At 45.3% G+C, this 23,049-nt stretch carries 16 protein-coding genes; 9 read left to right on the top strand and 7 right to left on the bottom strand.

All coding sequences use genetic code 11. The annotated features are described in order from the left end of the window. Positions 1–308: 308 nt before the first annotated feature. On the top strand, positions 309–1,451 hold the full coding sequence (locus PIL01S_RS07685) for a response regulator (RefSeq protein WP_127537006.1): 1,143 nt from the start codon (positions 309–311) through the stop codon (positions 1,449–1,451). Between the two features lie 227 nt (positions 1,452–1,678). Next, entirely contained in the window at positions 1,679–4,624 is a 2,946-nt protein-coding gene (locus PIL01S_RS07680) for a hybrid sensor histidine kinase/response regulator (protein WP_246058111.1), read from the top strand. Between the two features lie 151 nt (positions 4,625–4,775). Here PIL01S_RS07680 and PIL01S_RS07675 read toward each other — a convergent pair whose 3' ends face one another. Next, a complete protein-coding gene (locus tag PIL01S_RS07675; RefSeq protein ID WP_127537005.1) occupies positions 4,776–5,234 on the bottom strand; it encodes an NUDIX domain-containing protein in 459 nt (152 codons plus the stop codon). A gap of 246 nt (positions 5,235–5,480) precedes the next feature. On the opposite strand from PIL01S_RS07675, the gene PIL01S_RS07670 reads away from it, so the two are divergent. Further along, positions 5,481–6,806, top strand: a complete 1,326-nt coding sequence (locus tag PIL01S_RS07670; RefSeq protein ID WP_127537004.1) for a PepSY domain-containing protein — start codon at positions 5,481–5,483, stop codon at positions 6,804–6,806. A 194-nt stretch (positions 6,807–7,000) separates the two neighbouring features. Here the strand turns inward: PIL01S_RS07670 and PIL01S_RS07665 are convergent, their stop codons facing one another. The 5 genes from PIL01S_RS07665 to PIL01S_RS07645 all read right to left on the bottom strand — a co-directional run bounded on the left by PIL01S_RS07665 (position 7,001) and on the right by PIL01S_RS07645 (position 15,713). After that, a complete protein-coding gene (locus PIL01S_RS07665; RefSeq protein WP_127537003.1) occupies positions 7,001–9,280 on the bottom strand; it encodes a glycoside hydrolase family 95 protein in 2,280 nt (759 codons plus the stop codon). A 284-nt stretch (positions 9,281–9,564) separates the two neighbouring features. Beyond that, a complete protein-coding gene (locus PIL01S_RS07660; protein ID WP_127537002.1) occupies positions 9,565–11,214 on the bottom strand; it encodes an ABC transporter substrate-binding protein in 1,650 nt (549 codons plus the stop codon). A 34-nt stretch (positions 11,215–11,248) separates the two neighbouring features. Then, positions 11,249–12,175 (bottom strand): carbohydrate ABC transporter permease, encoded by a 927-nt coding sequence (locus tag PIL01S_RS07655; protein ID WP_095286803.1) that lies wholly within the window; start codon positions 12,173–12,175, stop codon positions 11,249–11,251. Between the two features lie 27 nt (positions 12,176–12,202). Beyond that, positions 12,203–13,057 (bottom strand): ABC transporter permease, encoded by an 855-nt coding sequence (locus PIL01S_RS07650; RefSeq protein ID WP_095357726.1) that lies wholly within the window; start codon positions 13,055–13,057, stop codon positions 12,203–12,205. Between the two features lie 334 nt (positions 13,058–13,391). Next, positions 13,392–15,713 (bottom strand): helix-turn-helix domain-containing protein, encoded by a 2,322-nt coding sequence (locus tag PIL01S_RS07645; RefSeq protein ID WP_127537001.1) that lies wholly within the window; start codon positions 15,711–15,713, stop codon positions 13,392–13,394. Positions 15,714–15,939: 226 nt separating this feature from the next. On the opposite strand from PIL01S_RS07645, the gene PIL01S_RS07640 reads away from it, so the two are divergent. Both PIL01S_RS07640 and map read left to right on the top strand, forming a co-directional pair. Continuing rightward, complete coding sequence (locus PIL01S_RS07640) at positions 15,940–16,524, top strand: TetR/AcrR family transcriptional regulator (RefSeq protein WP_127537000.1); 585 nt, start codon at positions 15,940–15,942, stop codon at positions 16,522–16,524. A 7-nt stretch (positions 16,525–16,531) separates the two neighbouring features. Next, positions 16,532–17,278, top strand: a complete 747-nt coding sequence (gene map / locus PIL01S_RS07635) for a type I methionyl aminopeptidase (RefSeq protein ID WP_127536999.1) — start codon at positions 16,532–16,534, stop codon at positions 17,276–17,278. A 312-nt stretch (positions 17,279–17,590) separates the two neighbouring features. Here the strand turns inward: map and PIL01S_RS07630 are convergent, their stop codons facing one another. Further along, positions 17,591–18,061 (bottom strand): NUDIX domain-containing protein, encoded by a 471-nt coding sequence (locus tag PIL01S_RS07630; RefSeq protein WP_127536998.1) that lies wholly within the window; start codon positions 18,059–18,061, stop codon positions 17,591–17,593. A gap of 328 nt (positions 18,062–18,389) precedes the next feature. On the opposite strand from PIL01S_RS07630, the gene PIL01S_RS07625 reads away from it, so the two are divergent. The 4 genes from PIL01S_RS07625 (at position 18,390) to PIL01S_RS07610 (ending at position 22,999) form a co-directional block, all read left to right on the top strand. Next, positions 18,390–20,069 carry a PucR family transcriptional regulator gene (locus PIL01S_RS07625; protein WP_127536997.1) on the top strand — a complete coding sequence of 560 codons (1,680 nt, stop codon included), beginning with the start codon at positions 18,390–18,392 and terminating at the stop codon, positions 20,067–20,069. Positions 20,070–20,291: 222 nt separating this feature from the next. Next, positions 20,292–21,068: an ABC transporter ATP-binding protein gene (locus PIL01S_RS07620; RefSeq protein WP_127536996.1), complete on the top strand. Its 777-nt coding sequence runs from the start codon at positions 20,292–20,294 to the stop codon at positions 21,066–21,068. After that, complete coding sequence (locus PIL01S_RS07615) at positions 21,068–21,940, top strand: ABC transporter permease (protein ID WP_127536995.1); 873 nt, start codon at positions 21,068–21,070, stop codon at positions 21,938–21,940. Before PIL01S_RS07620 ends, PIL01S_RS07615 begins: the two co-directional genes overlap by 1 nt. Positions 21,941–21,973: 33 nt before the next feature. Next, on the top strand, positions 21,974–22,999 hold the full coding sequence (locus PIL01S_RS07610; protein WP_127536994.1) for an ABC transporter substrate-binding protein: 1,026 nt from the start codon (positions 21,974–21,976) through the stop codon (positions 22,997–22,999). Positions 23,000–23,049 lie beyond the last annotated feature (50 nt).

The raw sequence follows: 23,049 nt of genomic DNA, 5'->3' as shown, positions 1-23,049 counted from the left end.
CAAAACCGACGGTTGCTTTATACAAAATGGAGGATGCAGTTCCGCCAGTCACAAGGGAAACCAAATTAAGCGAACGTTTGCAGGATATCATCAATTTTTTTGCCGTTGGAGATCATTCCGTTATTCATTCAAGAGAGATTGAACATTCCTCGCCGGTTCACTTTCAAGCTGCTAATAACGATTCATAAGCAAGACACTCAAGAAATACGACTAGCTTTGCTACATCATTCGAGTTTTTATTCCATTTTTCAACATCCATGTTAAAATCGATATAACTAAATAAACGCTAATAAGGAGTATATTTTTACATGAAAGCTATTCTTATTGACGATGAAGTTTTAGCGTTGTCTTATTTGGAGCTTCAACTACTGAAGATGGAAAACTTCAGCCTTGATATTATCGGTAAATTTACAAACCCATACGATGCCTTGGATATCGTTAAACATGCCAAAGTGGATATCGCCTTTATTGATATAGAGTTACCTGAGATCAATGGTATTGAACTGGCGGAACGCTTGTTGGAGTATGACCCTGACCTGATGGTGGTATTTGTTACAGCCTATCAAGAATACGCTGTGGACGCTTTCGAATTAAACGCCATAGATTACATTGTTAAGCCGGTTCGCTTTGATCGGTTGTCCAAAACAATGAATCGGATATTGGGTAAGAGTACCGCCAGATTGGATAACCCTGATCCCCATCAACCCCTCAGGATGACCATGTTCAAACAAGTCATGATTGAGGAGCCACAATCGCCTGGACAATTTACGTTGATGCAATGGAGAACCTTCCGAGCGCAGGAACTTTTCCTGTATCTGCTTCAGCATAGGGGACAGCTTGTTCGTAAATCGTTTATCGTTGACTTATTATGGAGCAATACAGATGTGAACAAGGCCTACTCACAGTTATATACAACCATTTATCATATTCGCAAAACGCTTACTGCGTATGGAAAGAGATTTCAGATTAAGAGTGCAAATGAAGGATATTTACTAGAGCTGAACCATATCATTTTGGACGTAGCATCTTGGGAAGATTCTATGCAGACCATCGATATCTCAGAGGATAACCTGGAGCTTCATTTGGAGAAGATTAACAGCTATACGGGTGAATATTTGCAGGAATACGATTATTGGTGGGCAGAGGCAGAAAGGCATAGGCTTAAACAATTATGGCTAAACACAGCTCTAAGTGTCGGCAGTTGGTATGAGGATCAGCAGAGATTTGGCGATGCGTTGACTACATACTTACAAATTCACCGCCTCTATTCAATAGAGGATAAGTCTTCGTTTGCCTTAATGAAGCTGTATGACAAATTGAACGAGCCACAGAAAACGATGGAGTGTTATCAAGAACTCACGACACGACTAAAAGAAGAATACGATATCCTCCCAGGAAACGATATTCAACTATGGTTTAAGGAGTGGCAAGAGAAACAACTGCCCTCTTAATCCGCATTTTAGATGTATAACAGAAGCTTTTTTACAAGCCCACTATAACGTATGATAAAGGATTGTTCATGTTGCCATCATTCACACCTATTAATAAAACCATATCCAAACACAGGATGGCTTGGCTCATCCTCATATACTTAGCAGCTTTAATTGGAGTAAGATTTTTATGGTATACGGAGTTCTCCCCTCCTAATCAGCCACATGCAGCCCAGGGAGAACTTGATTTGTCCAACTTGAAATTTACGGATCAACAGACGATCACACTTAACGGGGAATGGAACTTTACTCCGGGTACCTTCATTCAGCCAAGCACATCCTTTCGTGATACATTACATTCTGCTCATTTGACAGAGGTTCCCGGTACTTTTAATGATACGAGCCCAGAATCCAATTTCGGAACTTATCGACTTCGTGTACTTTTGCCTACATCTAATGCGTCTTATGGCATTCATATTCCTGAAATCAAGACTGCTTATCGCTTATATGTTAATGGAAGCCTTCTATACGAATCAGGCCATCCTGATGACAACCCGGTTGGAACGATCTCTAAGGTTGTACCCTATACAGGTAACTTTACCGTGGAGCAGTCCACCATGGATATCGTCATTCATGTCAGTAATTTTCACTACCATAATAAAGGTGGCATTATTCAATCCATTAAATTTGGTACTCCATCTGCTGTCCTGAATGAAATACATTTTAGCGAAAATATGCAGCTGCTCGTCGGAATTATTTTGCTGCTTCATATGTTATATATCGTTATTCTTCTTTTCGTAGGGCACCGACAGAAAGAGCTTCTTTATTTTGCCGGAATTATTTTGTTTGCCTTGCTTGTTACGTTAATAGACGATGATAAAATGCTGCTTCAATGGTTACCAATCAACTTCGAATGGGCAGTACGTATGAGGATTATTGGATACTCCGCCCTTTGTTATTGTCTAGTGTTATGTACAAAGCACCTGCTTGGCGTACATAGTTTTAAGAAACTGATTTTTATTTTCTCTATTTTCTTTTACACCTATGTATCCATTACACTTTTCTTTCCGATCAGTTGGCTGGATTATACCTCTAAGATTCTAGGAATTTTCATGGTCATAGCCATCTTACTCGTACCGATTATTTCAAGGCAGGCTGTGAGGAGTGGTCAAGAAGCTGCCACTTCAATATTACTTGCGGGCATTGCCGTATCATTTAATATAGCATTCAGTGGATTGTTCAAGTCATGGTTTAATAAAGACCTGCCGTATTACCCGATTGACCTGATTGTAGCCTTTGTTGTGTTTGCATCCTTTTGGTTTGTACGCTTCACCAAAACAGCAATACGTGCCGAGAAACAAGCGGAAGCGCTCAAGAAAGTGGACAAACAAAAAGATGAATTTCTCGCGAATACGTCACATGAGCTTCGGAATCCACTTCATGCGATCATTAATATGGCCCAATCCATCATTATTCGGAAGAGCAATAAGCTAGATACACCTGATCAAGAAGATTTGATGTTGATTACCAAAGTTGGACAACGCATGTCACATCTGCTCGATGACTTGATTGATATTACCCTACTGAAGGATAGCCGTATTACGCTAGAACCAACAAGTGTCTCTTTACCAGCAGTGGCCAAGGGAGTTGTCCATATGCTGAACTATATGACGGTAGATAAGAACGTGCAGCTGCACAACGAGATTCCTGATACATTACCTAACGTAGCAGCTGACGAAAACCGACTTACCCAAATTATGTTCAACTTAGTGCACAATGCATTGAAATATACCAAGGAAGGCCGTGTTTCGCTTCGTGCGGAGACGCTAAATGATGCTGTTTATGTTCATATTATAGATACGGGTATTGGAATTGACGAAGAACTGCAGCAGCGCATATTCTCCCCGTATGAACAGGCGGATTCCAGCATAACTTCTCCAGGGAGCGGCTTGGGTCTGGGACTCAGCATAAGCAAAAATTTAGTAGAACTTCATGGAGGAACACTGGAGCTGACGTCTAAGATTGGACACGGATCCGTCTTCACATTTTCCTTACCTCTGACAGACGCCGTACCGGCTGTTAAGGGTGTACAGAACGTTGAAGAATTAGAGTCTCATTTCAATCACCTGGGATCCGACGTGATGGATGCAGCGATGGAAGTAGCTGTTTCTTCAGAGGATAGATACAAGGTGGATCATATCAAGGGGTCTATTCTTGTAGTGGATGACGATGCCATCAATCTGAAGGTTATAAAATCATTGCTGGAGCTGGACAACTATGAGGTTACCGCTGTAAATAGTGCTGAAGAGGCCCTTAGACAAATTAACCATAAACAACAGTGGGATCTGATCGTAACCGATGTGATGATGCCGGAAATGTCCGGATATACCCTGACTGAAATGATACGAAAGAAGTTTACCATTTTCGAGCTGCCTATACTGCTATTGACGGCTAGAATCAGACCAGAAGATATTCATACCGGGTTTCTTGCGGGTGCTAATGATTATTTAACAAAACCGGTTGATATGTTAGAGCTTCAGTCAAGAATTCGCGCTTTAATTCATTTTAAACAGTCTGTAGACGAGCAATTACGTATGGAAGCTGCGTGGCTCCAAGCTCAGATTCAGCCTCACTTTTTGTTTAATACAATCAATTCCATTGCTTCGCTTAGTCTATTAGATCCAGACCGCATGATTACGCTGCTCGAAGCCTTCGGTGATTACTTAAAGGGAAGCTTTAATTCAAGGAACTTGGAGCGCCAGGTTCCTCTGTCCCATGAACTTGATTTACTGCGAGCTTACTTGTATATCGAAAAGGAACGATTTGGAGAGCGATTGGAAATAGAGTGGAATCTGCCTGATCCGTTGGAGGCTAAACTTCCTCCACTTACGATCCAACCTATCGTAGAAAATGCCATCCGGCACGGAATATTGAACCGTACCCGTGGAGGAAAGCTAACTCTATCTGCTACGAAAGAAGCGGATTACATCAAATTCATCATACATGATAACGGAGTGGGTATGGATGAGACCAAGCTGTCTTCCCTATTAGATCGTAATAAGAAAGCGGGGACCTCTGGTGTGGGATTAACGAATACCGATCGACGGCTCAAAAAAATGTATGGACAAGGCTTAACGATTCAAAGTAAACCTGGTGAAGGAACGACGGTTTCCTTCATCGTACCGAACCCATAGAATAATAAAAGAAGGAGCGAGCATGATTTCATGCGGCTCCTTCTTTTATTAATTTCAATCCAAAAGCTTGCCCTTTACGATATCTCTCGCCGAATGGCGCCATTGGATGCTTTTCTTATAAATAAACCATGTTAGATACGATAATCTCAGTCTACAGACTAGGATAACCTGGTTCCTCATTTCCTAAGTACATCTCGGTTTTTTCTCCATTGAATAAAAGCTGAATTTGCTTTCGCAATTTGGAAGGATACAATGGTTGCCCGATCAGATTATCGATATCAAGCCATTCATAACGGACGTGATGTCTGTCACCTTGGAAAAGTAAATGGTCCGTTAATCCTTTATATTCGCATAAAAACACAAAATCCACACGGTGAAATGCCTCACCATATACGCCTTCAATGACAAATTCCAATGAATTAGGAATAATCTCTACTCCGATTTCTTCTGCGACTTCACGCTTCAATGCCTCAGTTAATGTCTCCCCCGCACTTTGACTTCCACCAGGCAGTGTATAAAATGCATCGCCATCATCGTCTATCTTAATTGCCAACATTTTTCTGTCTTCAATGATTAAGGCCTTTACGGAATTTCTTATCCTTCTCTCCATCTTATCTACTATCCCCTATATTCCTATTGATTTTATCTTCAGTTTCAGTTGCGCTTAAGACGAAGTTAACATACCAGTCTCAACATATTCTGAACACCCCTAATGTATTTTTCGTCAATATTGGCGTAGAGATTTAGTCAACGGGCGAGGCAATTTATATTGGTAATATTTACTCATTAAACAGTGTTCACATCTTTGTTACAGTGGATAAGCATTATGAAGACATAGACAGGAGTTTTAATAGACATGAACATTCGCACCAAATCCATCATTGGTCTGCTTTGCGTCACGACTTTAGCAGGCGCGTATTTCAGCTATACGGAGCATCAGAATAATCGACAATGGGAGCGGCAGCAACAGAGCAGTACGCAACACTGGTCGCACTTGCAATCAATCTACCTGCGTGATTTCGACTATGCACTTGCGGAATCCCTAGCGGCATCTACGATTGCAGATCGGCAAGCAGCACTTCAATCTGCGATTGAACATGCCAAAGTTATCTCGGAATATGTAAGGATCGGATCGATCACCATGAACTTTCAATCTTCGTCCTCGTATGAGTGGTTCATCACGGAAGGCAGCCGCTACTTGGCCTATCCCGCCAGCGAGAAGGGAAAGTCGCTCGATCCGGATCAATTAGAACAAATTCAGCGTTTGAGAACGTTCGCGAGGACCGCCCAACCATATCTCGAGCAGATGAGAAAGAAAGCTTTGGATTCCTCTTCTTCAGATATAGAACAGATTTCGACCGAAATGGAAGAAGCCTTATCTGGGCTTGACCCGTTCTTCACGTCCGGCAATAAAGCCTATAATGAATTCCTGTACAACCAGAATCCTTACATACCTCTGAAGCCAGGAACCGTTTTCGCCGGTGAAACCACGTATACGGCTACGGAGCTTGCGGCCAAAGCGAAAATTTTCATGGGGGAGGCTTGGAATAAAGGGGCAGGTAAGCAAATCGTCCACATGGCCTCTGGCGGGAGCAGCTCCGAGTTCGGAGAATTCATGGATTTCCGGTTATCGGACACCGAAGGAAAATCAACCAGCTCCTATACCGTAACACTAAGTAAAAGCGGACACGTGCTCCAAGTGAGACGCAAGGGCTCGATCTCCAAAGATGCAGCTGTAGAGCAAAATATGGACTTAAAGCAGTTTATCGCAGTTGCGGACGCCTGGATGACTCGCTGGTCTGACGAACGTCTGACATTAACAGCGAAAGACATAAAAGAAACTTCCATTTATCTCGTCTATATTCCACTCCGGGAGCAAATCTCCATTCCGCAGATGAAAGTCGTATGGCGATTTGATCGTCGTACAGGTGCGTTGATAAGCTTCGATGCGTCTAATTATTTTTCCCATTACAATAAAAACTTCCCCCTTCACCCGAAGCTTACAGCGGAGCAAGCCTCTTCGAAGCTTGGCCCATACGTAAACGCCTCGGGTAAGCCCAAGCTGAAGCTCCACAACGACAAACTCGTCTATGCATTTCCCGTCACCGGGATCGAAGGCGTTACTCACGTATACATTAACGCCCGCACAGGCGCTGGCGAAGGTATTGACTACAAACTGTAACCTATAACAAAACGAGGCAGCCCCGCGAATACTATCCCCACGGACTGCCTCGTTTTTTTGCCTTGTTGTCATATTAGAATAAATCTCACGAAAACACACTCTGACTCTTTCTAAAATTCACTCTTTCCGTTCATCCGTAGCACAATGAGCTGGATATTCTGCTTCTTCTGAAGCAGATCGATTTATTAATCCGATCATTGGGTTTGTGACAACATTTCAGACGAAGACGGTGTAAACGTATACGTTCCGCCAGCTTCTGCGTCGAAAGAAATCGCCTTAAGGCCAGGACCTTCCAACTGACAAAGTCCAGCAATTGAACTTTTTACGGTGACTTCAGTAATTTCCGATTTCGCCCAGGAAAATCCAATGGTATATCCGCCACGGGCCCTGAGCCCCTCCACACTACCGTCACACCAATTGTCTGGTAAGGCAGGCAGAAGCCGAATTACATCGGTGTGGCTCTGCATCAACATCTCAGCAATTCCAGAGGATCCCCCGAAGTTGCCGTCAATCTGAAACGGAGGATGATTGTCAAAAAGATTGGGCAACGTGGAGTGCTCCAGGAGAGCTCTTACATTTTCATAAGCCTTCTGCCCATCCTGAAGTCTTGCCCAGAAGTGAATGATCCAGGCTCGGCTCCATCCGGTGTGCCCACCACCATTGGCCAATCTACGTTCGAGCGTTGTACGTGCGGCCTTTGTGAGTTCCGGCGTGTGTTCTGGAGTGAAGCTTTCTCCAGGGTACAAACCAAATAGATGTGAGATGTGCCGGTGCCCCGGTTCCACTTCTTCGTAATCCTCCATCCATTCCTGGATTTGTCCGTATTTGCCGATTTGAGTCTTCGGAATTCGCTTCAGAGCAGCAGCAAGTTCTTCCCTGAAGGTATGGTCCCTTCCGATCAACTCGGCACTTTGAATGCATGCAGTGAACAGAGCCTCAATAATCTGAAAATCCATCGAAGCGCCAGCGCATAGCACCCCAATCTCCCCATTTGGCAGCTTGTAACTGTTCTCTGGAGAGACGGATGGACAGGTAATCAGACGGCCATCTGCATCCTCAATCAGATAATCAAGGAGAAATTGGGCCGATTCCTTCATCGTTTCGTATGCTTCCTCCAGAAAAATGAGATTCTGACTGTAGCGATAATGCTCCCATAAATGCAGGCATAACCAAGCAGCACCAAGCGGCCAGAAGGAAGCTGGCAGGTAGGTATCCTGAGGGGCCGTGTCTGCCCAAATATCCGTATTATGATGTGCGGTAAACCCGCGGCAGTCATACATCTTTCGTGCCGTAATTCGGCCAGGCTCCCGCATTCGCTCAATCAGATCGAACAATGGCTCATGGCACTCGGCTAGATTGCAGTTTTCGGCGAGCCAGTAGTTCATTTGGGCATTAATGTTGATCGTAAATTTGCTGTCCCAAGGTGGAGTGAAACTGTCATTCCATATGCCTTGAAGATTAGCAGGCAGGGAACCTGGCCGGCTTGAGGATATCAGCAAATAACGACCAAACTGAAAATAGGTTTCGATCAATTCGGGGTCTTCTTCTCCCCTTTGGAACTGTTGTAATCTCTCATCCGTCGGACCATCATGACGATCAGAACGTTTGGACAGGTTCAACGAAACCCTGCTGAACAGTTCATCATAATCCGATGTATGCCGTACAAGCAGTGTTTCATAAGGAATCCGGCTGAGCTCTTCTAAACGAAGTGTATTGTATAATTCCGGATCTTCCTGGCGGAAAGTCGTTTCCGCAGCAAGCAGCAGGGTGACCGAGCTCGCGTCCTTCACCAGCAAATACTCGCCAAGGAGCTGACAGGCACCTCCGTCTGGTATCGCTTTCAACACAGCTGCGAAGGAACTGCCGTCTTTACCACCGCATTCACCACGCATAATGAGTCCATTCTGCTCCCACTTCTTGGTTTTCTCCAGGTATCTCCAATTCTGACGATTGAATCGGGCTTTCATGGACAAGGCATTCTTCTTGTCTGATGAGATTCGGATGATGATGGCTTGGTCCGGATGACTGGCAAACAGCTCACGAGTATAACGGGTACCATTAACGGTATAGCTAACCTTGGAGACGCCCTGGTTCAAATCCAGCTCACGTACATAGTCCTCAACAGGACCATCATGATTGCCGAATGATAACTGCAGCTCACCAAGTGGCACATAATGTCTCTGGGCTTCAGGAAGCCCGGCCATCGTCATGCTGGCCATCTCTTCAGCCTCCTGAAGTTTCCCTTCCATGATTAAGTTGCGGATATGGGGCAGATTGGGCAGTGCATCTTCGTTATTCCGATCCCGAGGACCCCCATACCACATCGAGTCTTCATTTAACTTCAATCGCTCCTCCGCTACGCCTCCAAATATCATTGCCCCAAGCCGACCATTCCCGATTGGCAAGGCCTCATTCCATATCTCTGCTGGTTTGCTGTACCACATGCGATGATTGTTCCGATTAGATTCTTCCATTCTGAACCTCCACTATGAATTTCAATGAATGACAAGAGATTAATCTCATATTAACATCCCAACAAAGAATAAAAATAACGTATTCATGCAGATCCATACTCTTTCATGATATGAGAATCGAAAAGATCATGTATTGGGAGAGTTTCTTCGATCAAAATCAATGAGATTGGTGGCTGCCTGCCGTAAAAGATTAAGGACCTGATTCGCAAAAATGCGAACCGGCCCGTGTTTGATAATAATGGATGAAATTGCCGCCCAGGATGGGTATAACCCCCCCATTCCCTCTACTTGGAAATGGATGAAGAATCATACGCTGCCTGCATAATTTCCAGATAACGCTGGATGTTGAGACCTTCCAGCCCTTTCACATAATCGTCCCAATCCTTTTCCAGACTCTTTGCTCCAGTGATGAATTGCAGGGCATTCTGGTCAATATAATCCTTGAGGTTCGTCTGCATCATGCTTGTTTCGTCCGCATTTGCCGGGTCCACCCATAGTGCCCAATGCGGAAAAACTTCCTTGGGTTCTTTGCCTTCCATCAAGAGTGTCGCCTCATAAAGTCGGCGCTCATATCCGTCACCTGCATAGATGTCCTTGCCTTGTACTTCGGCATCGCGGTATGCCCTGTGGTGATTATACTGACTCAGCGCACCCCAGCTGTCATTACGAGGCTCCTCACCTGTGGGGAGGGGAATGGCTTTGTAGAGTGGACCTACCTGATCATTAAGGGCAACGTCGCCTTCCTCCGGCTTGCGCCAGCTGGTGCCCTCCTCACCCAGATATGCACTCATGGCTCCTTCTTGTGTGTAGAGATAATCCAGCATTTTTATTGCTGCAATCTGCGTCTCTTCACTTGCCTTGTTTGTGAGTACAAACGATGCTCCAGGGTCAATTGGATAGTTGTAGGTCGCATAATTGGCATGCGGTCCTTTCAAAGGAGGAATCGGATTATAATCCTTCCCATACGGAGCACCCTCGGCCGTATTTACAAAAAGAGATGGGTGCATGGCTGCACCTGCGCCAAGAAGCTGCGCATCCGCATTATCTCCGATTTTTTTAAAGGCCCCCACATTTTGCGTGAACGCACCGGGGTCAATCAAACCTTCATCGTACAGCGATTTGATATAGGCCAGTCCTTCCTTCCACTCCGGTTTGTTCGCAACCGTATCAACCCGGCCATCCTTTGCAATGAGATAGGTTCTGTCATCGTCGTAGATAAACCCGTTCATCAAATAGGGAATAATGTGAACGCCGAAATTTTCAATGGAACCGCTCAGCGGCACTTCATCCGCTTTGCCGTTGCCGTTCGGGTCCTTAGTTTTGAATGCTTTTAGCACTTCCTTAAATTCTTCCGTCGTTGTAGGCTCGGATAAACCAAGCTGCTCTAGCCATTTCGTATTCATCCACATTTTATTCGGATATGAGCAGTGGAAACATTCATTCAAGCCCGTAAGACCGTAAATATTGCCGTCGGGCGCAGTGTTCATTGCTTTATAATACTCACTGCTGTCCAGTACCTTTTTGATATTCGGTGCGTATTGCTCAATTAGTTCATTCAGCGGTACAATGACTCCTTGCTGACCAAATTTCAACAAGTCCGTTTGAGAAAAACGGTCCACCCATGGAATGAGCAAATAGAGATCCGGGTAGTCTCCCGAAGCCAATGATATTTGTCTTTTTTCAGCCGCACCGTCAAAAGGAACCGTCGTCCAGTTTATCTTCACATTAAACTTCTCTTCCATCTTTTTCGTAAACTTGTTCGTTTGAAGGTTAGTATCCGAACTTTGATGAGCAAACACATTAATGGTCACGTTGTCCCCGGATGAAGGGCCGCTCCCCTCTTCTCCGCTGCTCTGATTTGAGGATGAACATCCTGCCAGTGCCACAGACAGGAGCAGTATACAAGCAAGCACGAATGACCCTGTTTTTCTCAAATAGACCCTCTCCCTTACGAATAAATGTAGTGAACTAGCCCTTGACGGAGCCAATCAACATGCCCTGAACGAAATATCGCTGCACAAACGGATAAATGACGAGTACCGGCAAACTGGCCATAACAATGAGTGAGAACTTCATCAACTCAGCCATTTGCTGCTGTTTCACCATCTCTCCCACATCCATATTTCCCGTGCTGTTACTCAGAATCAGAATGCTGCGGAGAATCAACTGAAGCGGATAGAGCGATTGCGTTTTTAAATAAATCAGGGCATCAAAATACGCATTCCACTGCCCAACGGCATACATCAATGACAAAACAGCGATGATGGGTTTGGCGAGAGGCAAAATGACGCTGAAAATGAAACGGATATCACTGCATCCGTCAATATCGGCTGCCTCGGACAGCTCTTCCGGGATGGAATTCTGAAAAAAAGTACGTGCGATAATCACCTGCCACACCCAGATGGCATTAGGAATCAACAGAGCCCAGCGGGTATCAATCAGTCCCATGGATTTTACCACCAGGTAAGTTGGAATTAATCCGCCTGAGAATAGCATGGTGAATGTAATAAACATCATGAGAGGGCTGCGCCCAACAAAGGTTTTTTTGGAAAGCGGATAAGCAATCATAATGGTCAGCGCTACACTAATGATTGTTCCTATTGTGGTATAAAATAACGAATTGGCGTAACCCATGATAACCTGATCGTTGCGCAATACAGACTTATAGCCATCGAGTGTCATATCAACGGGCCACAGCCAGACTTTCCCGGATGTAACTGCTGCCGGGCTGCTCAGAGAAGAGCTTACGATATAGATCAGTGGATAGAGTACTGCAATCAAGACAACCGTCAGAATGAGGTAGATGATGGCTATAAATACCCGGTCCCCAAAAGATTCTCTGATGGTGCTCCTCTGACTAACCGCTGAACCGGCTTGGGATTGCAACTTGCTCATCTGATTCCCCCCTTTCCTTTTGCCGCATTACCATAAGCTTGTATTGGACAGACGCTTGGCAGCAGCATTGACCGTTAACAACAGAATCAGGTTAATAAGCGAATTAAAGAGGCCAACTGCGGTAGCAAAGCTGTAATTGGCATTCAGCAAACCCATTTTGTACACATAGGTGGAGATAATCTCGGAAGCGGATAAGTTCAATGGATTTTGCAGCAAATAAATTTTTTCAAATCCGACGGCCATGATATTGCCAACGCTCAGAATCAGGATAATGACTGCCGCCGGCAGCAGGCCGGGCAGATCGATGTTCACCATTTTCTGAAACCGGTTGGCTCCATCAACCTTGGCTGCCTCGTACAATGAAGGATCAATACCTGCAAGTGCTGCCAAATAGATGACTGCGGAATATCCCATGCTCTGCCAGACATCCGAAAATACGTAGATGGAACGAAACAGCCCAGGCTCTCCAAGGAAATTGACCGCTTCAAAACCAAGCGTTCCTGCGATTGTGTTCACAATGCCCAGCCGCGGCGATAGGAAAAGCATGATGATGGATACCATGACAACGGTTGAAATAAAGTAAGGTGCATAAGTAACCATCTGTACCGTTTTTTTGAATTTGGCGTTCTTGACTTCGTTCAACGCCAGTGCTAGAAGTATCGGGACTGGAAAACCCACGACCAAACTGTAAAACGAAATATACAGTGTGTTTTTGATCAGGGTAGCGAACGCCGGGTTTTGGAAAAGCAGCTCAAAATATTTGGTGCCCACCCATGGACTTCCCCAGATCCCCTTAATTACGTTGTAATCCTTGAAAGCGAGCACTGCATTAACCATAGGCACATACTTGAAAATAATGAAGTACGCGACAGGAGGAATCATCAACAGATAGAGCTGCCAGTGTCTCCTCCAGCTTCTGGACAAGGCCAGTTTCACTGCAGAGCGCCTGCCTTGTTTTACTACCGTTTTGTCATTAGAAATTGTTGTTCTCAGAGTCATCCCCCCAGGAGGTAGCCAAAATGAATAAGGCCCTCTTTTTTTGATAGCGCTTTCTTGTTCGTAATCATAAGAGGGCTCCCTTAGTCACGTAAAGGTACACTTTACTCGATGAGGTACGATTCAAGGACAACAAGGCCGAGAAGCCTGATGTGGCTTTAATTTCGCAATGATTTTTTTGATGTTTCTGCTTGGATTGATAATCATGATTGTGCTAGCTTCATTCCATTTCGTTCTCCATCTGGCGAAATGAACTAGGCAAAATCCCACGGACTCGCTTGAAGGCTCTTCGGAACGAATGTGCGCTGTTGTATCCGGTGGTCAGGGCAATCTCATCGATCGTCCGTTCAGTCTCACGCAGCAGTTCAGCAGCTTTGTTAATTCGTACCTTCTCCACATAGTCGGAAAGGTTCTCTCCGGTATACTCTTTGAATAACTGCGAGATATATTTTTCCGGTTTACCCATTTGTTCTGCAATGCGATATACCGTTAAGGTTGCATCCGCATAGCGTTCCTGAATGTAAGCCATCGTTTCGTTGATAATTTCAGCATGCATATTGGATTTTTTGCGTTGTATGTCCAGGCAGACGTCTTTTGCCAGTTGGTGAAACTTGTCCCGGAGTACGGTAACACTGTCCGTTACCTGAATAGCCGCAATCCGATTCTTAAACTCATCAACAAGTGCTTCGTCCAGCATGATCTTGGGTTCCAGCTTCAGAAATGTTCCCTTCAATTCCACAACGAACTGCTGTGTCATGTCATAAGACAGCTCTCGCTCAGTAAAATTGCGGTGGAACAACTGATCCAGAACCCGATCCGATTCTTCCATTTCACCCGCCTTCAGCGTATTGAGCAGACGCTGTTCTGACTCCATCGGATAGTAATACAATTCGGTTTCCTTGACGGTGTCCTCGAATCTCACCAGATGCTCAGTTCCCATATGAATGGCATATTCCAATGCTTGTCTGGCCTCGTTAAACGAACGGCCAACATCATTCCACACCTCATAAGAAGCACCCATTCCAACAGTGGTCGATACCCGGTATTCCCGGTAAACTGCATCCATCTGTTTGCTCAGTTCGGAAACCGTTGTGTGCAAGGATATATCCGAAGGTTCTACGCTAAGCGGTTGTACAAAAGCAATCTGATCTGTTCCCCAGTCTGTTATCAAGATCTCTGAATTCCATGCCGTTAAAGCTTCACGTACGATAAGCCTCGCGACGCTTAGTTCTTGAATAATTTCTTCGCTATCCGGACTTCCATAACCGTCTACCTTCACAATTCCTACAACCCCTCGACTCGTCTGAAGGGATATGTCAGTCTGGGAAGAAATCGCCTCCAACTCACGGATGGTGTAAAACTCACCTGTCAGCAGACGTTTGATAAATCCATCCCTTAACATGGGAATCTGTTCATTTAATGCATTCTTAAGTACATGGTTATTGGTAATTAGGCTGGTGATATTGCTTGCCAAAAAATCATATTCGTTGCTTGTCTTTCCCGGCAGCCCTATATCCTGTTCCCGGAAGACCGACAGAAGCCGGTGAATCGGTGCGCTGTGTCGGTAAGCCAGCATTAGCCCAATCAATAATCCAATACCAAGTGTTGCTAACGTAAAAGTTAAGGTAACCTGCTTGATCTGATCGGCCTTTACCATAAGCGCACCTTCGGGGATGCCAGCCATGTAATTCCAGCCATTTTGATTGGAGTGAATGGAAATGAGTAGCCGCCCATCGTCCATTGGCATCACTTCATCGTTCTTGTTAGCAGGCATACCTTTCAAGTTTTCCGCCTCGGCTTCATCTATGCCACGTGAAAAAATAATATCCCCACTCGAATCTGTAACCAATGTCCACCCCCCATATTGCTCCACAATAGGTTGAGTCAAACTCGCCATCTGATTCTCATCAATCATGACGCCAATGGTAGCCTGCGGCTTGTTGAAGCTGTTTAAAGGAAGCGACTGAAGAAACGTGATGGCTGGAGCGTTCACAAACACATCACTTCGAATCTCCTTCTTATAATTTTGTAGGGGAATGATTTCATTTAAATGCGGCTTTTTTAATACGTTCTCTTTCCACTCTGCAAACGTGATGCCTTCTAGGCGGTTGGCAGCAAAATAATGCTCAGGTCGGTAGTAAACCGTCGTAGGCGTAATAATGACATTATAGTTGGGAATATAGATGAAAAAATGAGACAAATAATCATTCGTACTGCTGTACATGGACAGGCTGCGCTGCATGCGGCTCAAACCATAGACATTATTAACGTCATGCGGCTTGGGATCAGCTATCAAACGGTTTAAATCCTGGTTAATGGCCAGTTGTCTCGTGAAATCCTCAACCAGCTTCAGATTTCGTTCAATAATCTCCTTGCTCAGGTTGAGCGATTTGAGGCTGTTCTCAATCGAGCTGGTCCTCGCTGCTTCAATGGATGTTCGATAGGAGGCATATCCGGCAATTTGAGGAATCATGAGAACAATAAGATACGAAATCATAAATCTGCGAAACAAAGGCGAGAATTTGGACCATAAGCGCTGCATATGTACCCCCTTCTTTCGTAAGCGTTTACAATGCTGTTTTGTTAATGATACACCTATCATTTGCACAAGGTGAAGGTACAACTTCGGCTTTGGGGTACAAATCCTTAATTTACTGTCCAATACCGAAATCAATCGAACATTAACAACCTTTTTGCATTTTACCCCACCATGCGTTACTATCTTTATATCGACAAATTTGCAGGTCAAAATAAGGAGGTTGCATGCTATGTCTCCCCGTACCAAAGAACAAAATGAACTTATTCGCATACAACGCAGAGAACAGATCCTGGACGTCGCTGCGCGTTCCTATTTTCGCACGGGCGGCAGCTTTGATATACGTGACGTTGCCCGCGAGGCAAAGCTTGGTTACGGCACAGTGTACCATTATTACCCCAACCGGCATTTATTAATAGAAGATGTGCTGGGCAGCGGCTTTGAGAAATGCGAACAAGTTATCGAAAAATGGACGAACAGCAACAGAAGCAACCCGGATGATAAGCAGGTATTGACCTATTGCATAGCGCTGCTCCAGCTATGGCAATCGGACGCCCGTGCATATCTTGTCTACAAAATGGCAGCAGAACATTATGCAGGCTTGCCTGAGAAGGATCGCTACCACGCCAAGAAACGATTCATGGAACGGCTTTACGTTCCACTTCAATCGGCCACCCAGTGTGAAGATGATCAAATAGACCATATGCTCGCCGTGCTGGTCGGCTGCTGTGGATTGTACTATTATGCAGGCAATTCCGACCTTGATGTTAATCGAATTGCCCATCTCGCCATGCAAGCTATTAAGAAGGAGTCTTGATACGAAAATGGTCATTTTAAAAAGCAAGTATGAAATTGAGGCTATCCGCAAGGCATGCCAAGTGGTGGCTGAATGCCATCGTACAATCGCCCCGCTTATCAAACCAGGCATTACGACTAATGAGATTGATCGCCTGTTCGAGGACATTATGTTGAAGCACGGCGCAAAGCCATACCAGAAAGGCTATAAAGGCTACCCATATGCGACCTGTGCTTCCGCCAATGATGTGATTGCACATGGTTTCCCCAACAATAAGCCCCTTGAGGAAGGCGATATCGTGACGATTGACACGGTTGCTGAGCTCGATGGTTGGCTCGGTGATTCTGCCTGGAGCTATGCGGTCGGGCAGATCTCGCCAATGGCCAAGAAGTTGATGCGGGTCACGAAGGAATGTCTTGACCTCGGGATCGCGCAGGCGCAGCCCGGCAATCGGCTCGGCGACGTGACAAGCACGATTCAGCGGCATGCGGAATCACACGGCTTCGGGGTCGTGCGCGACCTCCTCGCCCATGGCATAGGCCGCGACCTGCACGAGGAGCCGACTTATATGCATGTCGGCAAGCCTGGAAAAGGCCACCGCATCAAGGAAGGTATGGTATTCACGATTGAACCCATGATTACCGAAGGATCTTACTTCCTGACAATTGATCCCGACGGCTGGACCGCACGGACGATCGACAACAAGCTTGCCGCTCAATACGAACATACCATTGCTATCACGGCTGAAGGTCCACAAATTCTAACCCTCCAATAGAACAAATATAGGTCTTATACAGTAATGAGAGTTACTGTCTTAATAGAAAAATGCTCCCGCATCTGTGATCACGGGAGCACTTCATTTAGTTGCTGAAGTAATGAGACTGTTGGAGGTCGGCGATCAGTGTAGGGTGCACAGGCCTCCATCCAAGAAGTTCTTGAGTTGCAACGCTTGATCTGGGGATATCCATTGCTGCAAGTGTGCTGAGGAAACCGAAATGGGCGTCTGCCTCTTTTCGTGAAATAATGACTACAGGCACATGGAGTCCTTGCTTTTTTATGCAATCATTTGCGTTAGCTTAATCGTGTATCACACAAACTCAATTAACTTCCTATCTATTTCTGCGATATCACCAATCTCCGATGTACCATCCCAAAGAATAATTGAAGAAGCTTCATCGTTTTCAACAAAATCATGAAGTTGGGATAGTTCCCCCATAAACAGAGCCCCATATTCTGTCCGTTCAGGTCCATGGAAACTTGGCTGAAGTCTAAACTTCATTAATCCTTTAAATTCAGCCGTGTCCATAGGTTGATTGGTTTCCTCAAACAATTCTCGAATGACACATTGCTCAGCGTTCTCACCAGCTTCAATAATACCTCCCGGCAGTTCCCATTTGTTTCTCCACTTATTATGCATGAAAAGGTACTTCCCTTGGCACTTCACCACAATTAGAGCATGGGTTAGTGGAACATCCAGCGTCATTGAAATGAGCTTATCATACTTGATAGGATTAAATTCCAAAAAAATGTTGCCTTTTGAATCCGTCATGATTGCCATGTACACTCCTCCATTTCTGTTATAACAAAAATAAAAAACGCGCCAGACCGAAGTCCTGCGCGTTGTATTTCGCAGGATGGTAAGCGCGTATAGCGTTAACCCATCCCTAATCTTTCAAGGAATAGATTAACGCTCTCCATGATGATGACGTTGTTTTAATTCTAAAATGAACATGGTTCATTCCTCCAATCACTGATTATGGAAATAATACCCATCTTTGTGCTTTAGAGTCAAGTATAAGTTTTGATGACCTAATTTTTTCTTTACGACCACCCAAATATGTGTTAGCTTTTATAACATTACCATTACGAAAGCGAGTGGGTTGAAGATGGATCTGCAGCATTTATTGACTATCCCCATTCTATCCAAAGCAAAGGTTATTGCCGGGCATCACGGCCTCAATCGCTTGGTACAATCCATTAATATTATGGATGCACCGGACATTGTACAATTCCTGAAACCAGGAGATATGCTGCTTACGAACGGCTATATACTGAAAGACCGCCCCGATGCTCATCTTGCATTCATTACGGATATGCATGCGATTGGATGTGCGGCACTTGCGATCAAGACACAGCGCTTCTCTTTTGAATTATCTCCGCAACTGCTCGAGACAGCCGACAAACTGGGGTTCCCGATTATCGAACTGTCTGAGATCGACAATACACTCGGTGAAATATTCCAGCATTCGATCAGCTCCATCCTTCAGAACAAAACTGATGAGCTCCACTACGCCTTGTCTATTCACAAGCAATTCTCCACGATGGTTATGCAAGGAAAAGGCATTCCATCTATTGTCGATACGTTGTCCCAGCTGCTATCTTCACCTGTATTGCTGCTGGACTCGAAGAAGCAGATTACGGCAATCTCCCATCATGCACAACATATAGATCCCTATTCTCTCGCTGCGCCTATACTGACATTTATACATGAGTACCCTTCCTTCCAGATTGCATCCTCTATCTGCCTGCTTACTGCCGATAAATATAGGCATATCGAGCTGCATCCTATCTTCACCGACCGGCACGAGGGCTATTTGATTGCGCTGTACGACAGCCCTGCAACCTCGAAGCTCTCCAGTCTGGCGTTAGAGCAAGCCGTTAATGTCATCGGTCTCGAATTAACCAAGAAACAGGCGGTCAAGGAACGTTCACGCCGGTACAAGAATGAATATTTCTCCGATCTCATTCAGGGTTTCTTTCGTTCTGAACAAGAGGCGCTCCATCGCGGCAAAAAATATGGACTGAAGGCACAAGAGAGTTCGGTTCTCATCCTTGCCAAGATGGACGAATCTCTAGCAGACAGGCCTAATCCGAACCTTGCTCCTATCAAGGAAGAGCGATACATCTCGGAACGAGATGCTTATTATGAGCTGATTAAACAGGCGTTCACCAGACTGAATCTTACCTTCGTCATGTTCACGAAGAACGATCAGTTCGGCATTCTCGTCTTTTTGGGTGAGTCGTCTTGGGATGAACAAACGGTAGTCCAGCAGCTTGAGAAATTAGCGAGTAATCTGTATACGGATTCGCAGCTCAGCGTTTCATTCGGAATAGGCAATCCCTACACAAACGTATTGGATATCGGACTCTCTTATAAAGAGGCAGTTAAGGCACTCCAATCCGGCTATCAGATGAAAAAGACCCGCTTCGTTCATTCCTATCAAACCATGGATATAAGCCGGTTGCTGCGTATGATTCCTTATGATGAGATTCTCCAGTTTCATCAAGAAACCTTCAAACCCTTCGCCGGACGGGATTCAAACGAACGTAGTGAACTTATGAAAACCTTGTCCTCCTTCTATGAGAATCATTGCCAAATCGGCGATACAGCCAAAGAGTTGTACGTCCATCGTAATACGGTTATCTATAGGCTGGAGAAATGTGAGAAACTGACGGGGAGGAATATCAAGGACCCGATGGAAAGTCTGCGCTTTCGTCTCGCCTTCGCACTTGAGTCCGTGTTGAATGCTAACCCCTCCCCTAACGAAGCTCCCCATACATTTTGAATCGATGGCGTGTCATTTATAATGACACGTTTATTTTTGTTTTTCTCATTTCATCGATCGCACTCTGTGCATTTTAACTGATTTAATTCTATTTTTATGTTTAACATGACTAATGACAATTGAATCGACAATCTTTATGATAAGAATACATCCGATGATGTTATATTAACTAACACAAAAAAAGGATCATTCATCAACGCTGGAGGAAAGGGGCTGCCCATTATGGCTATTCAAATACAAAGCGTCTCCAAATCATTCGTCAATGCAAACGGAGAAGATATTCAGGTACTGGCTGAGGTTTCAATGCAAATTAAAAAGCAGGAGTTCTTCAGTATCGTTGGGCCGAGCGGATGCGGCAAGAGCACCATTTTCAATATTATTGCGGGTCTGCTGAAACCAACGAACGGCAAGGTTATCGTCTGCGGTCAGGAGATCGATCAAACAACCGGACATGTCGGCTATATGATGCAAAAAGATCTACTGCTTCCTTGGAGGAGTATTCTGGACAATGTCACGCTAGGCTTGGAAGTGAAAGGCATGCCCAAAAAGGATCGCGACGGTATTGCCATGGATTATCTGGATCGTTACGGCCTGGCTTCATTCGCCGGTGCCTACCCCTCCACATTGTCAGGCGGTATGCGCCAGCGTGTAGCCCTTATACGTACTCTCGTTACCCAGCCCGATATTATATTACTGGATGAGCCCTTCTCCGCACTGGATTATCAGACCAGACTCATTCTGGAAGATGAAATCTTATCTATCCTGAAATCCGAGGGCAAGACCGGAGTTCTTATCACTCATGACATCGAGGAAGCGATCGCCATCTCCGACCGCATCGCTGTCATGAGCAAAAGACCTACGACAGTGAAGCAAGTGTATGACATCGGTCTCGCTTCGCAGTACGGTTCAGCACTAAAAGCCCGTTCCGACCCCAAGTTCAAGCAGTATTTTGAATCAATCTGGTCGGAGCTGGATATTCAAATGGGGAGGATCAGCTAATGAAAAGTACATCACCTGAAATGTCCCTAACGAAGGAGCATACTGGGGTTGCGAAAAATAAAACCAAACGCAAACAATCGCCTTTCACCAAAGAATGGACGATGACGATGATATGGCGGTTCATTATTGTTGCAGTCATCCTGGTGATATGGGAAGCTGCAGTCCAGCTAAAGCTGGTAAACGGTTTCCTGATGGGATCGCCGAGTGCCATTCTAGATGCCGCTATCGCCATGTCCAGCTCAGGTCAACTTTTTACAGATGTTCTAGCTACGGTTAATGCCACCATTATCGGATTTGTGGCGGGAAGTCTATTTGGCTCATTGGCAGGACTACTCATGTGGTATTCCAAGGCCGTCGCCCGGGTGCTTGATCCGTTTATTGTAGCGCTGAACGGCATCCCGAAGATTGCTCTAGCTCCCATGATTATCATCTGGTTCGGTTCGGGTATCTTTTCCAAGATTGTTCTTGCCTCCGTGGCAACGTTTATTGTAGCGTTGTTATCCGCTTACCAAGCGACTCACCAAATTGATGAGTCCCAGATTAATCTCATGAAATCCTTCGGAGCAAAGAAATCACAAATTTTCCGCAAAATTATTATTCCCTCCTCTCTGCCATGGATCATCTCCGCCTTCCGTATCAATATTGGCTTGGCACTCGTGTCTGTCGTAGGCGGAGAATTCATTTCTTCAGACAAAGGTCTCGGCCATATGGTATTTGTCGAAGGCAACCTGTTCAACCTTCCGGCAGTGTGGGTCGGCGTGTTCATGCTTATGCTCGTTGCCATGCTGCTCTACACCTGTGTCAGTTATATCGAGTCACGCCTCCTTCCATGGAATGACAATAAAAACAGCAGCAAGTCCACATCCGTATAAACAACTTACACCATAAAAGGAGCCTGATGACCAATGCGTACTTTCAAAAAGATAGCTATTCTATCAACGATGACCCTTTTATTGACTGCACTGCTCAGTGCATGTGGAAGCAATGCGACGTCTGTGAATGGAACAGACACTATGGCGAGCGGAGGACAAGAAGATACCAAGGTGGACACGATCATGGTTTCCGAGGTGTATCACAATCTGCTCTACCTTCCACTGTATGTAGCAAACAATCAAGGATTCCTAGAGCAGAATCGCATTGAGCTATCCTCGATCCGCGCTGCCGGAAGTGGGCCAACCGCCTTGTCTTCGGTCATCTCAGGCGAATCTGCATTCTCCTTTCACGGTCCTGAGCATGTCGCATTCGCTAATGCAAAAGGTGGAGATGCTCGCTCACTGGTCCTTCTATCGGGCAGCGCTCCCGTATGGGCGGTTGCGCGTGAAGGAGTATCCGTGAGCTCGCCAGAGGACTTCAAAGGCAAAACCATCGTTGTCGGCTTGGCACCCACAAGTTCCAACAGCTTAATGCGTAAGCTCTTCGAAGACAACAGCATCGATATCGACAAGGATGTTACAATCACAGAGGTTCAGAACGGATCCGAACTTGGTGCCGTATTAGCCGGCAAAGCTGACATTGCATTCGTGTATGAGCCTCAGCTTGATCAAGGAATTGCTGAGGGACTGCACATCGTCCATGATTTCACGAAGGATTATCCTGACTTTGCTTTTGCAACAATGAATACAACCACAAGCTTCATTGAGAAAAATCCAGATCTCACCCAGCGCTTCGTCACCTCTATAGAGCAAGCATTGGACTACATTCACTCGAATCCTGAGGGCGCTAAGGCAGTCGCGGTAAAGGAATTCCCGAATCTGGACAAGAAAGTCGTGGAGCAAGCCGTACAACGCATGATTGACAGTAAGGTATACCCCGCTGATGGGCATATCAATGAATCAGCCTTTGAGGCCGCGATCGGTATGCAGCGCTTCATTGGCAATCTGAAAGAAGACCTGGCTTACGAGGATATTATCGATGCAAGTTTCACCAAATAGAGAGAGAAAGGTTGATTACTCTGAATCAGGACGACTATCTCACCCACCGA

It is taken from the genome of Paenibacillus illinoisensis NBRC 15959 (assembly GCF_004000925.1).
Classification (GTDB): Bacteria; Bacillota; Bacilli; order Paenibacillales; family Paenibacillaceae; genus Paenibacillus; species Paenibacillus illinoisensis.
This window is presented reverse-complemented; position numbering and strand designations above follow the sequence as displayed.